Origin of the sequence: Streptomyces chrestomyceticus JCM 4735 (assembly GCF_003865135.1) — a bacterium.
Classification (GTDB): Bacteria; Actinomycetota; Actinomycetes; order Streptomycetales; family Streptomycetaceae; genus Streptomyces; species Streptomyces chrestomyceticus.
Genome location: NZ_BHZC01000001.1, coordinates 4,708,876 through 4,722,206 on the forward strand (window position 1 = coordinate 4,708,876; position 13,331 = coordinate 4,722,206).

12 protein-coding genes are annotated in these 13,331 nt (G+C 68.7%); 5 read left to right on the forward strand and 7 right to left on the reverse strand.

Features of this window, described 5'->3' with window-relative positions:
* Positions 1–65: 65 nt before the first annotated feature.
* The gene (gene dnaB, locus EJG53_RS20225; RefSeq protein ID WP_031007727.1) at positions 66–1,541 is read right to left on the reverse strand and encodes a replicative DNA helicase; all 1,476 of its coding nucleotides are present in this window, start codon (positions 1,539–1,541) and stop codon (positions 66–68) included.
* A 464-nt stretch (positions 1,542–2,005) separates the two neighbouring features.
* Here dnaB and EJG53_RS20230 point away from each other — a divergent pair, with 464 nt between their 5' ends.
* Positions 2,006–3,343: an MATE family efflux transporter gene (locus EJG53_RS20230; RefSeq protein ID WP_125046019.1), complete on the forward strand. Its 1,338-nt coding sequence runs from the start codon at positions 2,006–2,008 to the stop codon at positions 3,341–3,343.
* A 39-nt stretch (positions 3,344–3,382) separates the two neighbouring features.
* Positions 3,383–4,261: a trypsin-like serine peptidase gene (locus tag EJG53_RS20235; protein ID WP_125046020.1), complete on the forward strand. Its 879-nt coding sequence runs from the start codon at positions 3,383–3,385 to the stop codon at positions 4,259–4,261.
* A 77-nt stretch (positions 4,262–4,338) separates the two neighbouring features.
* Here the strand turns inward: EJG53_RS20235 and rplI are convergent, their stop codons facing one another.
* The 4 genes from rplI to rpsF all read right to left on the reverse strand — a co-directional run bounded on the left by rplI (position 4,339) and on the right by rpsF (position 6,096).
* Positions 4,339–4,785, reverse strand: a complete 447-nt coding sequence (rplI, locus tag EJG53_RS20240) for a 50S ribosomal protein L9 (RefSeq protein WP_031007733.1) — start codon at positions 4,783–4,785, stop codon at positions 4,339–4,341.
* A gap of 18 nt (positions 4,786–4,803) precedes the next feature.
* Positions 4,804–5,040 carry a 30S ribosomal protein S18 gene (gene rpsR, locus EJG53_RS20245; protein ID WP_003978893.1) on the reverse strand — a complete coding sequence of 79 codons (237 nt, stop codon included), beginning with the start codon at positions 5,038–5,040 and terminating at the stop codon, positions 4,804–4,806.
* Positions 5,041–5,146: 106 nt separating this feature from the next.
* Positions 5,147–5,728, reverse strand: a complete 582-nt coding sequence (locus tag EJG53_RS20250) for a single-stranded DNA-binding protein (protein ID WP_125046021.1) — start codon at positions 5,726–5,728, stop codon at positions 5,147–5,149.
* 77 nt (positions 5,729–5,805) lie between these two features.
* Positions 5,806–6,096, reverse strand: coding sequence for a 30S ribosomal protein S6 (rpsF, locus tag EJG53_RS20255; protein WP_003978891.1), 291 nt, complete (start codon positions 6,094–6,096; stop codon positions 5,806–5,808).
* Between the two features lie 230 nt (positions 6,097–6,326).
* On the opposite strand from rpsF, the gene EJG53_RS20260 reads away from it, so the two are divergent.
* From EJG53_RS20260 to EJG53_RS20270, 3 genes are all read left to right on the forward strand, one after another.
* Complete coding sequence (locus tag EJG53_RS20260) at positions 6,327–6,644, forward strand: hypothetical protein (RefSeq protein WP_031007735.1); 318 nt, start codon at positions 6,327–6,329, stop codon at positions 6,642–6,644.
* Positions 6,645–6,763: 119 nt separating this feature from the next.
* Positions 6,764–7,882 (forward strand): lipid II:glycine glycyltransferase FemX, encoded by a 1,119-nt coding sequence (locus EJG53_RS20265; protein WP_125046022.1) that lies wholly within the window; start codon positions 6,764–6,766, stop codon positions 7,880–7,882.
* A 57-nt stretch (positions 7,883–7,939) separates the two neighbouring features.
* Positions 7,940–8,971: an alanine racemase gene (locus tag EJG53_RS20270; protein ID WP_125046023.1), complete on the forward strand. Its 1,032-nt coding sequence runs from the start codon at positions 7,940–7,942 to the stop codon at positions 8,969–8,971.
* Between the two features lie 76 nt (positions 8,972–9,047).
* On the opposite strand, the gene EJG53_RS20275 is transcribed toward EJG53_RS20270, so the two are convergent.
* Positions 9,048–10,529, reverse strand: coding sequence for a glycosyltransferase family 87 protein (locus EJG53_RS20275; protein WP_125046024.1), 1,482 nt, complete (start codon positions 10,527–10,529; stop codon positions 9,048–9,050).
* A gap of 106 nt (positions 10,530–10,635) precedes the next feature.
* Positions 10,636–12,936, reverse strand: coding sequence for a transglycosylase domain-containing protein (locus EJG53_RS20280; protein ID WP_307721693.1), 2,301 nt, complete (start codon positions 12,934–12,936; stop codon positions 10,636–10,638).
* Positions 12,937–13,331 lie beyond the last annotated feature (395 nt).

Consider the following 13,331-nt stretch of genomic DNA (forward strand, 5'->3'; position numbering starts at 1 on the left):
TGCCACCCGAACGGGTGGCACCCTTCACCTGTGGTTGTCCGACGCCTGGCCGCTACGCCCCCAGGTCAGGTCTGCGCCATGTCCACAAAGCGGGAGTAGTGGCCCTGGAAGGCCACCGTGATGGTCGCCGTCGGGCCGTTACGGTGCTTGGCCACGATCAGGTCGGCCTCGCCGGCGCGGGGCGACTCCTTCTCGTAGGCGTCCTCGCGGTGCAGCAGGATGACCATGTCAGCGTCCTGCTCGATCGAACCGGATTCACGAAGGTCCGAAACCATCGGCTTCTTGTCCGTACGCTGCTCGGGGCCACGGTTAAGCTGCGAGAGCGCGATGACCGGCAGCTCCAGTTCCTTGGCCAGCAGCTTGAGGTTACGGGACATGTCCGACACCTCCTGCTGGCGGCTCTCGGCGCGCTTGGAGCCGCCGGACTGCATGAGCTGGAGGTAGTCGATGACCACCAGCTTCAGCTCGTTGCGCTGCTTGAGGCGGCGGCACTTCGCGCGGATCTCCATCATCGACAGGTTCGGCGAGTCGTCGATGTAGAGCGGCGCGGCCGACACGTCCGGCATCCGCCGGGCCAGCCGGGTCCAGTCCTCGTCCGTCATCGAGCCGGACCGCATGTGGTGCAGGGCCACCCGCGCCTCGGCGGACAGCAGACGCATCGCGATCTCGTTGCGGCCCATTTCGAGCGAGAAGATCACGCTCGGCAGGTTGCTCTTGATGGAACAGGCCCGGGCGAAGTCCAGCGCGAGGGTGGACTTACCCATCGCGGGACGGGCCGCGATGACGATCATCTGGCCGGGGTGCAGGCCGTTGGTGAGGGAGTCCAGGTCGGTGAAGCCGGTGGGTACGCCGGTCATCTGGCCCTGGCGGGAGCCGATCGCCTCGATCTCGTCGAGGGCCCCCTCCATGATGTCGCCGAGCGGCAGGTAGTCCTCGCTGGTGCGCTGCTCGGTGACGGCGTAGATCTCCGCCTGGGCGCTGTTGACGATCTCGTCGACGTCGCCGTCGGCCGCGTATCCCATCTGGGTGATGCGGGTACCGGCCTCGACGAGCCGGCGCAGGACCGCCCGTTCGTGGACGATCTCGGCGTAGTACTCGGCGTTGGCCGCCGTCGGCACGGACTGGACCAGGGTGTGCAGATACGACGCGCCGCCCACCCGGGCGATCTCGCCGCGCTTGGTCAGCTCGGCCGCGATGGTGATCGGGTCGGCCGGCTCGCCCTTGGCGTACAGGTCGAGGATCGCCTGGTAGATCAGCTCGTGGGCCGGCCGGTAGAAGTCGTGGCCCTTGAGCACCTCGACGACGTCCGCGATGGCGTCCTTGGACAGCAGCATGCCGCCGAGCACGGACTGCTCGGCGTCCAGGTCCTGGGGCGGTACCCGCTCGAAACCGCCGGAGGACCAGCCGCCCTCCTCGTCGCCGCCTCGGTCGCGGCGGTCGTCGCGGCCCCGGCCCTTGCCCTCACCCCGACGGGAGCGCGCGGCAGGCAGCCGGTCACTGGGGCCGGCGTCCGCCCAGGGGTCTTCCACGGGCTCGGGCATACTCACCCCGGCACCTCCTCCCGTCCGCGGCGCGGACCTTGCTGTGCCCTTCTTTCTTACGGCACGGCTCTGACAAACGAGACGCCCGACTCCGGTTACGGCGCGTCGAGTTCGGACGGGTTCTCAGACCGGAACAGGGGCCAGGCGCCGGACTACGGTAGGCCCGTCGGCACCGTCCGCCAATCTGGTTATCCACAGGCCATGTGGACGAGGGACCCGTTCCTGTGGAGAAGTGCGCCGATCCTGTGCACGGCACGGGGGACACTGCTGTGGACAAACACACAATCAGTCGACTCCCACCCATCTGACCTGCAACTTTGTCGTCCATAGGCTGTGGGGGAGAAAAACTTCGGCAACCTGTTCATGATCGGACCGAACGGCGTGGAGGAGAACGCTCCACCCGCCGCGAAGTAATGATTGCTCAGCAGTTGTGCCACTTACCTGTGGAAGATTAGATTGACGGCATGACACAGGCCCCCGCGACGCCGCGGCGCACCGACCGCCGCCACGACCGCGAGATCATCTCGCTCGCCCTGCCCGCCTTCGGCGCGCTCGTCGCGGAACCGCTCTTCGTCATGGTCGACAGCGCCGTCATCGGCCACCTCGGCACCCGGCAGCTCGCCGGACTCGGCGTCGCCGCCCCGCTGCTGACGACCGCGGTCTCGGTCTTCGTCTTCCTCGCGTACGCCACCACCGCCGCCGTCGCCCGGCGGGTCGGTGCCGGTGACCGCTCGGCCGCCATCCGGCAGGGCATGGACGGTATCTGGCTCGCCCTGCTGCTGGGCGCCGCCGTACTGGCCGCCGTCCTGCCCACCGCGCCCTGGCTCGTCGACATCTTCGGCGCCTCGTCCACCGCCGCCCCGTACGCCATCACCTACCTGCGCATCAGCGCCCTCGGCATCCCGGCGATGCTCGTGGTGCTGGCGGCCACCGGTGTACTGCGCGGCCTCCAGGACACCCGGACACCGCTGTACGTCGCCATCGGCGGCTTCTCCGTCAACGCGGCCCTGAACATCGGGCTGGTCTACGGTGCCGGACTCGGCATCGCCGGATCGGCCTGGGGAACGGTCGTCGCCCAGTGCGGTATGGCCACCGTCTACCTGGTCGTCGTGGTGCGGGGCGCCCGCCGGCACGGTGCCTCGCTGCGGCCGGACGCGGCCGGTATCCGCGCCTGTGCCCAGGCCGGGGTGCCGCTGCTGGTCCGTACGCTCTCGCTGCGCGCCGTCCTCATGATCGCGACTGCCGTGGCCGCCCGCCTCGGTGACGCCGAGGTGGCCGCCCACCAGATCGTCATCACCCTGTGGTCCCTGCTGGCCTTCGCCCTGGACGCCATCGCCATCGCCGGTCAGGCGATCATCGGCCGCTACCTGGGAGCCGACGACGTGGCGGGCGCCAAGGCGGCCTGCCGCCGCATGGTGCAGTGGGGCGTCGCCTCCGGTGTGGTGCTCGGGCTGCTCGTCGTCCTCACCCGGCCGCTGTTCATGCCGCTGTTCACCGACGACCAGGCCGTGAAGGACGCCCTGCTGCCCGCGCTGCTGGTCGTCGCCCTCACCCAGCCGGTCGCCGGCATCGTCTTCGTCCTCGACGGCGTGCTGATGGGCGCCGGCGACGGCCCCTACCTGGCCTGGGCGATGCTGGTGACGCTGGCGCTCTTCGCGCCCGCCGCGCTGCTGGTGCCGGTCGTCGGCGGCGGCCTGACCGCGCTGTGGTGGGCCATGACCCTGATGATGACCGTGCGGATGCTGACATTGTGGGCACGCACCCGGTCGGGCCGCTGGATTGTGACCGGAGCCTCGCGTTGAAGCCACCCGAAACAACGGCCCCGTGCTGATAATGACCCTGTGCGCCCGCTTGCCAGGAAGATCGTCCTGCCCCTGACGCTGACCGTCGTCGGGGCAGGCGCCATAGTGGGCTACGCCTCCCAGGAAGCCGACACCAGCAGCCGTGGCAACGGCACGCTCAGAAGCGGTCACGGCAAGTCGGGCGAGTCCCGCCAGGACCCCCAGGACCAGGACCCGTCCGCCACCGCACCCGCCGACGACGGCAGCGCGTACACCCCGCGCAGTACCGAGCAGAACGCCCGTGTCGGGGCCATCTTCGAGAAGGACGACTCCGGCGACCACTTCTGCACCGCGAGCGTCGTGCAGAGCCCCGGCCGGAACATGCTGATCACCGCGGCGCACTGCGCTTTCGACGCCGAGACCGGCCAGCCCGTCAACGACCTCGTCTTCGCACCCGACTACCGCGACGGCAAGGAGCCGACCGGCCTGTGGAAGGTCGAGAAGGTCGTCGTCGACGACCGCTGGGCCAAGTCCCAGGACGAGGACATGGACGTCGCCTTCCTCGTCCTCGGCAGCAAGGACGGCAAGCAGATCCAGGACGTGCTGGGCGGCAACACCCTCGGCATCGATCCCGGCTTCGACAATGACGTCAAGATCACCGGTTACCCCACCAGCAGTGAGACGCCGATCTCCTGCCACAACCGCGCCACGAAGTTCAGCGACACCCAGATGCGCGTCCGGTGCACCGACTTCGCGGGCGGCACGAGCGGCAGCCCCTGGCTCGCCGACTACGACCCCAAGAGCCACACCGGCACGGTCATCGGCGTGCTGGGCGGACACCAGGGCGGCGGTGACGAGGACGACGTCTCCTACGCCGCGTACTTCGGTGAGGCGGTCGCCGATCTCTACGAGCGGGCCCAGGAAGCGGACGAAGGCTGAGAGCAGTCCGCGCATGCGAAAGGGCCGCACCCCGTTTCCGGAGTGCGGCCCTTTCGCGTGCTGCGGTGTCGCTGCTATCAGGCGGCGACGACCTCGACGCCCAGCTTCGCGACAACGTCGCTGTGCAGGCGTACGGACACCTGGTGCGCGCCCAGGGTCTTGATCGGCGAGCCGAGCTCGACGCGGCGCTTGTCCACGTCGGGGCCGCCCGCGGCCTTGATCGCCGAGGCGACGTCGGCCGGCGTGACGGAGCCGAACAGGCGGCCGGCGTCGCCGGCACGCACGGCCAGCTTCACCTTGACGCCCTCGAGCTGGCCCTTGACCTCGTTGGCCTGCTCGACCGAGGCGATCTCGCGGATCTTGCGACCGCGGCGGATCTGCTCGACGTCCTTCTCGCCACCCTTGGTCCAGCGGATCGCGAAACCGCGCGGGACCAGGTAGTTACGGGCGTAACCGTCACGGACGTCGACGACGTCGCCGGCGGTGCCGAGGCCGGAGACCTCGTGGGTGAGGATGATCTTCATGAGTCGGTCACCCTTCCCTTATCGCGCAGTGGAGGTGTAGGGCAGCAGCGCCATCTCACGGCTGTTCTTCACGGCCGTGGCGACGTCACGCTGGTGCTGGGTGCAGTTGCCGGTCACCCGGCGGGCACGGATCTTGCCGCGGTCGGAGATGAACTTCCGCAGCAGGTTCGTGTCCTTGTAGTCGACGTAGGAGATCTTCTCCTTGCAGAACACGCAAACCTTCTTCTTAGGCTTGCGAGCAGGCGGCTTCGCCATTGTCTCTCTCCAGTGAGTTCAAGAAGTTTGTGCTGACGCCCTCAGGCCCTCGGCCGCCTCGCGCTGTTTCACGTGAAACAGCGCGCGTACGTGCCGGATGTCGGACCTAGAAGGGCGGCTCGTCCGAGTAGCCGCCGCCGGAGCCGCCGCCCCAGCCGCCACTCTGCTGGCCGCCGCCGGCAGGGGCACCGGTCGCCCACGGGTCGTCGGCGGGAGCACCGCCGCCGCCCTGCTGGCCGCCGCCGGGGCCGCCGCCCCAGCCGCCGCCACCCTGGCCACCGCCCTGCGGACCGCCGCCGAAGCCGCCGCCCTGGCCACCGCGGCCCGAGGTCTTGGTGACCTTGGCCGTGGCATTGCGCAAGCTGGCGCCGACCTCGTCGACGTCGAGCTCGTAGACCGTGCGCTTGACGCCCTCGCGGTCCTCGTACGACCGCTGCTTCAGGCGGCCCTGCACGATCACGCGAGTGCCCCGCGTGAGGGACTCGGCGACGTTCTCCGCCGCCTGACGCCACACCGAGCAGGTCAGGAACAGGCTCTCGCCGTCCTTCCACTCATTGGTCTGGCGGTCGAAGGTGCGGGGGGTGGACGCGACGCGGAACTTCGCGACCGCCGCACCGGACGGGGTGAAGCGCAGCTCGGGGTCGTCGACAAGATTGCCGACGACCGTGATGACGGTCTCGCCTGCCATTAGGGGAACCTCTCGGCGGGTGTGCTGCTGGCTGCTGGTGTTGCTACTCGAACCCGGTTACCGCTGACGCCGATGCGTCAGTGGGTCTCGGGACGGAGGACCTTGGTCCGGAGGACCGACTCGTTCAGGTTCATCTGACGGTCGAGTTCCTTGACGACCGCAGGCTCGGCCTGCAGGTCGATGACCGAGTAGATGCCCTCGGGCTTCTTGTTGATCTCGTACGAGAGACGACGACGGCCCCAGGTGTCGACCTTCTCGACCTTTCCGTTGCCCTCACGGACGACGGAGAGGAAGTTCTCGATCAGCGGGGAGACAGCGCGCTCCTCGAGATCGGGGTCGAGGATGACCATCACCTCGTAGTGACGCATGTAGAACCCACCTCCTTTGGACTCAGCGGCCACGGTCGTTCCGTGGCAGGAGGGTCATGATGCGTTCCGCACCCGGCCCGGCCAGGAGACCTGGGCAGACGTGGGCGCAGACTGTACAGAGTACCCGCCCGTGGGCTTCCGGTTGAAATCCTGCCGCCGATCCCCCCAATCTGGAACACAACGGGTGTGAGCGGCGTTACAGTTCGCCGCCCTGTCTTCGGAGGTGCCGCATGGCACAGGCAGTCCGGCCGCAGCACGGCCTTCTCTCTCTTCTGAACAGCGACGGCAAGGCCCATCCCGTCGAGAACACCCTCGTCGCCGTGACGCTGGTGTTCGGCGCGATCGCCTTCGCCACCGCCCATTTCCACCACCTTCACCTGCTGAGTTCCTGGACGGGACTGATCGGCATCGGCACCGGCGCGTGGGGACAGTTCATCTCCGCCACCACCGGCGAGCGCTTCCTGCTGATCATCGGCCTCGGCGCCGCGGCGGTCGGCTTCTTCCTCGGCATGGCCCACGGCGGACTCTTCGGCGGGCTGCTCGGCTAGCCGGGCGGCGGGGGCTCCACCCCCCTACGCCCAAACGGGGCGCTCCCTAGTCACAGTAGGCTTCGGCGCGAGAGCCGGAGCCCCGACCCTGGGGACAAACCTGCCGAGGAGCGCCCCGCATGAGCCTGACCCTGAGGACCATCAGCCGAGAGCAGCATCTGGCGTACATCCAGAGCCTGCCTTCGGCGAGCCACATGCAGGTGCCGGCCTGGGCCGATGTGAAGTCCGAGTGGCGCTCGGAGAACCTGGGCTGGTTCGACAAGACCGGTCAGCTGGTCGGCGCGGGCCTGGTCCTCTACCGCCAGCTGCCCAAGATCAAGCGGTACCTCGCGTACCTGCCCGAAGGGCCGGTAATCAACTGGTTCGCGCCGAACCTGGAGGACTGGCTCAAGCCGATGCTGGCGCACCTGAAGCAGCAGGGCGCCTTCTCGGTGAAGATGGGCCCGCCGGTGATCATCCGGCGCTGGGACTCCACCGCGATCAAGTCGGGGATCCAGGACCCGGACGTCAAGCGCCTGCGGGACGTCGAGCCCACCCACATCGAGCCGCGCGCCTTCGAGGTGTCCGACAAGCTGCGCCGGATGGGCTGGCAGCAGGGCGAGGACGGCGGGGCCGGCTTCGGTGACGTCCAGCCCCGGTACGTCTTCCAGGTGCCGCTGGAGAACCGTTCGCTGGAGGACGTCCACAAGAGCTTCAACCAGTTGTGGCGCCGCAACATCAAGAAGGCCGAGAAGGCCGGCGTCGAGGTCGTCCAGGGCCGCTACGAGGATCTCGCCGAGTGGCAGCGCCTGTACGAGATCACCGCGGTGCGCGACCACTTCCGGCCGCGGCCGCTCAGCTACTTCCAGCGGATGTGGGCAGCCCTCAACACCGAGGACCCCAACCGCATGCGGCTGTACTTCGCCCGGCACAACGGCGTGAACCTCTCCGCCGCGACGATGCTGGTCGTCGGCGGCCACGTCTGGTACTCCTACGGCGCCTCGGACAACATCGGCCGTGAGGTCCGGCCGTCCAACGCCATGCAGTGGCGGATGCTGCGCGACGCCTACGCGCTGGGCGCCACCGTCTACGACCTGCGCGGCATCAGCGACTCGCTCGACGAGAACGACCACCTCTTCGGCCTCATCCAGTTCAAGGTGGGCACGGGCGGGCAGGCAGCCGAGTACCTGGGCGAGTGGGACTTCCCGCTCAACAAGCTCCTGCACAAGGCGCTCGACATCTACATGTCGCGCCGCTGACCGTCACACCCCCTGTTCGACCGCATCGCAGCCACGAGAAAGGTTCCGGGCCCGGCCATGGCGCTCACCCTCTACGTCGACACCGCGCGCTGGCGGGCACACCAGCAGAGCGTTCTGCAGCAGTTCCCGGGGCTCGTCCCGGTCTGCAAAGGCAACGGTTACGGCTTCGGCCACGAGCGCCTCGCCGAGGAGACGACCCGGCTCGGCGCCGACCTCCTCGCCGTAGGGACGACGTACGAAGCGGCCCGCATGAAGGACTACTTCAGCGGTGACCTGCTCGTGCTGACCCCCTTCCGGCACGGTGAGGAACCGGTTCCGCTGCCGGACCGCGCCATCCGTTCGGTCTCCTCGGTCGAAGGCGTGGGCGGCCTGGTGGGCGCCCGGGTGGTCATCGAGGTCATGAGCAGCATGAAGCGCCACGGCGTGCTGCCCGAGGACCTGCCGAAGCTGGCCGCGGCCATCGAGGACGTACGGCTGGAGGGCTTCGCCCTCCACCTGCCGCTGGACCGCACCGACAGTTCCGACGCGGTGGAGGAGGTCATCGGCTGGATGGACCGGCTGCGGGCCGCCCGTCTGCCGCTGCACACGATGTTCGTCAGCCACCTCAAGGCCGATGAGCTCCACCGCCTCCAGCAGCAGTTCCCGCAGACGCGCTTCCGCGCGCGGATCGGCACCCGGCTGTGGCTCGGCGACCACGAGGCCACCCAGTACCGCGGCTCGGTCCTGGACGTCACCCGGGTCGGCAAGGGCGACCGCTTCGGTTACCGCCAGCAGAAGGCCGCCTCGGACGGCTACCTGGTCGTGGTGGCCGGCGGTACGTCGCACGGTGTGGGCCTGGAGTCGCCCAAGGCGCTGCACGGCGTGATGCCCCGCGCCAAGGGCGTGGCGCGGGCGGGCCTGGCGACGGTCAACCGCAACCTCTCGCCGTACGTGTGGGGGGGCAAGCAGCGGTGGTTCGCGGAGCCTCCGCACATGCAGGTCTCCATCCTGTTCGTGCCGGGTGACGCCCCCGAGCCCCACGTCGGGGAGGAACTGGTGGCGCACCTGCGGCACACCACGACGCAGTACGACCGCATCGTGGACCGCTGAGCCGCGGTCACTCGTACGGAGAAGGCCCGGGGCCGCAGAGCAGATCTGCGGCCCCGGGCCTTTTCCGTACGCGCTGCTACTTCCGGGCCGCACCCCAGCGCACCTGCGGTGCCCCCTCGAACTGCACGGCGTGCCGTGGCAGGTGCTGTGCCCGGCCGAGCACGAAGACGTCCGGTGCGTGGTCCAGCACGCCGCCCGACGGATCGTCTTCGCCGTCCTTGCGCACGACGTCCCGCTCCGGCAGCAGCACATCGCGTACCACCACGGCGCACAGGTACAACGTCCCCAGCAGGTGCAGTGCCATGGCCAGTTGGTAGCCCTCCAGCGGCAGTCCCTGGTGCTTGTCGCCGTTGCCGGTGTAGGCCAGGTACATCCAGATGCCGAGGAAGTACATGACCTCGCACGCCTGCCACACCAGGAAGTCACGCCAGCAGGGCCGTGCCAGCGCGGCGAGCGGGATCAGCCAGAGCACGTACTGCGGCGAGTAGACCTTGTTGGTGAGGATGAACAGCGCGACGACCAGGAAGGCGAGCTGCGCGAACCGCGGCCGGCGCGGTGCGTAGAAGGTGAGCAGCGCCAGAGCGCCGCACCCCAGGATCATCAGCAGCGTCGCGTAGGTGTTCGCGTCCTCCAGCGGATTGCCGGTGCGCTGGGAGAGGAGCAGCCAGATCGATCCGAAGTCGATGGGCCGCTCCTGGCTGAAGGTGTAGAACTTCGCCCAGCCCTCCCGGATGTGGAATCCGGACCCGTCGTGCGTGATCATCACCGGCACGTTGACGACCAGCCACGCGGCCGCGGCTCCGGCGACGGCCTTGCCGTAGGCGCGCCACTGTCCGGCTCGCCAGCACAGGACGAGCAGCGGGCCGAGCAGCAACACCGGGTACAGCTTCGCGGCGGTCGCGAGCCCGATGAACACGCCCGCCGCGAGGGCCCGGCTGCGCGACCACATCAGCATTCCGACTGCGGTCAGCGCGACGGCCAGGAGGTCCCAGTTGATGGTGGCCGTGAGCGCGAGGGCGGGGGCGAGGGCGACCAGGAGGCCGTCCCAGGGGCGACGGCGGTGGGTACGTGCCACGCAGACGGCGAGAGCCGCGGCACAGGCCATCAGCAGGCCGGCGTTGACCAGCCAGTAGATCTGTTCCCGATCCTGCATGGAGCCGCCGTGCGGAGTCATCCAGGAGGCGACCTCCATGAACACGCCGGTCAGTACCGGGTATTCGAGGTACTCCATCTCGCCGGGCAGTCGGTCGAAGTACGGAATCAGACCGTCGGCGAAGCCACGGCCCGCGTACAGGTGGGGGATGTCGGAGTAGCAGGCGTGGGTGTACTGGCTGGTGGCGCCGAAGAACCATCCGCTCTCGTAGCACGGCAGCTTCTGCACCATGCCGAGCGCGAACATCCCGATCATGACGAGCGCGATGACGCGTACCGGGTTCCACCAGCCCGTGCCGAAGACCGCGCGCCGCCCGGCGGGGCCGCCGACCAGCTCGCTGCCGGCCGCCGCCACCTCGTCCCGTCGCGTCGGCCGTACGGGCTCGTCCTGTCGCACGCTCGTCATGCGCCCATCCTGCCGTACGGGACTGGGCCGAACGCGGAGAAGCCCCCGGCCCGTATGCACGGGTCCGGGGGCTTCTCCGTCACGTTTCACGTGAAACAGTCACCGGTCAGTAGTCGCGTCGTCCCCCTGAGCCCGAGCCGCCGGCCGGGTGGCCGAAGATGCCGCCTTCGTCGCCTCCGGGCCCGCCGGTGCCCGGATCGGGTGTCGGAGTGTTGCCGCCGGAATCTCCGCCGCCCGGACGTCCACCGGTGTCCCCACCGTTCGCGCCACCGTTGGTCCGGCAACTGAGGTCCCAGTCCGCGCACGTCTTGGTCGGCGTGGGGGTGGGCGTAGGACTGGTCGGTGCGGACTTGGTGGGGGTGGGCGTCGGGGAGCTGGGCGGGGGAGCGGACGGGGTGGGCTTCGGCGACGGGCTCATACCGTCCCCGTAGACCGTCTGGCCGATCGGTGCGGGCTGCGGGAAGCGTTCGAGCTTCTTGCCCTTCATGACCTGCGCCATGTAGTCCGCCCAGATGCGGGCCGGGAACGACGCACCGTGGACCTTCTTCTCGCCGCCCACGCCGTACATCTTGAGGAACTGCTGCTGCTTGGCCTGGTCGTCCACCCGCCACATGCCGATCGTGGTGGCCAGTTGCTTCGTGTAGCCGGCGAACCAGGCCGACTTGTTGTCGTCGGTGGTACCGGTCTTGCCGGCCGCCTCGCGCCCGTCGGGCAGCTTCGCCGCCGTACCGGTGCCCTTCTCCACCACGGTCTTCAGCACGTCCGTCACGTTGTCCGCGACCGCGGCGCTGAAGCCCGTCTTGGGCTTCTTGGTGTGCTCGTACTTGGTCTGGCCGTCCTTCTCGACGGACTCGACCGAGTACGGATCGTCCTGCTGCCCGCTGGCCGCGAAGGTGGCGTACGCACCGGCCAGCCGGATCGCGCTCGGCGCCGAGGTGCCCAGCGAGAAGGCCGGGGTGGTCTTCGCCATGCTCTGGTCGTCGCGGAGTCCCGCGGCGATGGCCGCTTCCTTCACCTTGTCGCGGCCCACATCCATGCCGAGCTGGATGTACGGGGTGTTCACCGAGAACTGCATGGCGGTGCGGAGCGTGACCTTGCCCTTGTCCTCGTTGCCGTCGTTCGCCTGGTGCCACTCCTTGCCGTCCTTGTCGTGCCAGACGGTCCCGTCGTAGTTGAGCAGCTTCAGCTTGTTGTCGCCGTTGTAGATGCTGTTCGGCGAGACCCGCGTGCGCCGTTCGGGATTGTGCGGGTCCCGGACGCCTTCGCTCATCGCCGACGCCAGTACGAACGGCTTGAAGGTCGAGCCGACCTGGACACCGGTGTAGTCGGCGTTATTCGTGTAGTGCTGGGTCGCGTCCTTGCCGCCGTAGATGGCGACGATCTTGCCGGTGCCCGGTTCGACCGAGGCGCCGCCGAACTGGACGTACTTGTCCACCTCGCGCTCGTCCGGCTTGATGTGTTCCTTGGTCACCTTGTCGACGGACGCCGCGAGTTCGTTGACCTGCTTCTCGTCGAAGGTCGTGTGGATCTCGTAGCCGCCCTTCTTGAGCATGGCGTCCGTGATCTTGGTGTTGGCCGTGATGTAGTTGTTGGCCAGGTCGACCAGGTAGCCCTTCTGACCGCGGAGGTCCATGGCCTTCTTGGGCTTCAGAGGCATCGGGAAGTCCTTGATCTGGTCCCGGTCCGGCTTCTTCATCCGGCCTACCTCGACCTCGCGGTCCAGCGTCCACTTCCAGCGGTACTCGGCGCGCTTGAGGTTCGCGCCCTTGGTCTCCGTGGTGATGTACGGGTCGTACAGGTTGGGGCCGTTGAGCAGTGCGGCCATGAAGGCGCTCTCACTCGGGGTGAGCTTGTCGCAGTCCTTGCCGTAGTACGCCCGGGACGCGGCCTGGATGCCATAGGCACCGCGGCCGTAGTAGGCGGTGTTGAGGTAACCCGCCAGGATGTCCTTCTTATCCTCCTTGATGCCCACCTTCACCGAGATGAACAGCTCGGTGAGCTTGCGCTTGATGGTCTGCGACTGGTCGAGGTAGGTGTTCTTCACGTACTGCTGGGTGATGGTGGAACCACTCTGGGTCTCACCGCCCCTGGCCATGTTGAAGACGGCACGCGCGATGCCCATCGGGTCGATGCCCGAGTCCTCGTAGAAGGAGGCGTTCTCGGCGGAGATCACCGCGTCCTGCATGGTCGCGGGGATGGAGGAGATCGGTACGATCTGCCGGTTGAGTTCACCACCGCCGGCGACGACCATCGGCTTGCCGTTGGACCAGTAGTAGACGTTCTTCTGGAGCTGCGACGCCTTCTGCGGGTCCGGGATGTCCACGTAGGCCAGGGCGATACCGGACGCTCCGACGATCAGCGCCAGAAACCCGATGCAGGTGCCGAGGGTCTGTTTCCACGAGGGCACGAACCGGCGCCAGCCGATCTTCCCGGCCCTCGGGTAGTCGATGATCCGCTTCTTGCCGGGCCTGCCTGCGCCCCGGCCACGTCCGCGGCCACCTTCATCACCACCGCCACCGCCGCCACCTCGGCGTCCGCCGCCTCGGCCGCCATGGCCACTGCCCGAGGCCATCGCCGCCGTGTCGGAGGCACGTCGTCGGCCGCCGCGTTGTGCGGCACGCCGGGCCTCGGCTCTGCCGCCGGCCGGCCGTTCCTGCCCGTACGCTCCGGAGTCGGGGCCGGGGCAGGGGCGGAGCCGCGGGTGGGCGCGGCGCGGCGCCCCGGTGATTGCTGTGCGGCTCGTCGGGCCGCAGCACGTCCGCCGCCCTGCGGCTGGGGCGGTTTGCGACGGTGCTCGCTCAT

Coding starts and splice junctions, on each gene's coding strand:
- dnaB (WP_031007727.1), bottom strand. CDS start 1,541: ATGCCCGAGCCCGTGGAAGACCCCTGGGCGGACGCCGGCCCCAGTGAC.
- EJG53_RS20230 (WP_125046019.1), top strand. CDS start 2,006: ATGACACAGGCCCCCGCGACGCCGCGGCGCACCGACCGCCGCCACGAC.
- rplI (WP_031007733.1), bottom strand. CDS start 4,785: ATGAAGATCATCCTCACCCACGAGGTCTCCGGCCTCGGCACCGCCGGC.
- rpsR (WP_003978893.1), bottom strand. CDS start 5,040: ATGGCGAAGCCGCCTGCTCGCAAGCCTAAGAAGAAGGTTTGCGTGTTC.
- EJG53_RS20250 (WP_125046021.1), bottom strand. CDS start 5,728: ATGGCAGGCGAGACCGTCATCACGGTCGTCGGCAATCTTGTCGACGAC.
- rpsF (WP_003978891.1), bottom strand. CDS start 6,096: ATGCGTCACTACGAGGTGATGGTCATCCTCGACCCCGATCTCGAGGAG.
- EJG53_RS20260 (WP_031007735.1), top strand. CDS start 6,327: ATGGCACAGGCAGTCCGGCCGCAGCACGGCCTTCTCTCTCTTCTGAAC.
- EJG53_RS20265 (WP_125046022.1), top strand. CDS start 6,764: ATGAGCCTGACCCTGAGGACCATCAGCCGAGAGCAGCATCTGGCGTAC.
- EJG53_RS20270 (WP_125046023.1), top strand. CDS start 7,940: ATGGCGCTCACCCTCTACGTCGACACCGCGCGCTGGCGGGCACACCAG.
- EJG53_RS20275 (WP_125046024.1), bottom strand. CDS start 10,529: ATGACGAGCGTGCGACAGGACGAGCCCGTACGGCCGACGCGACGGGAC.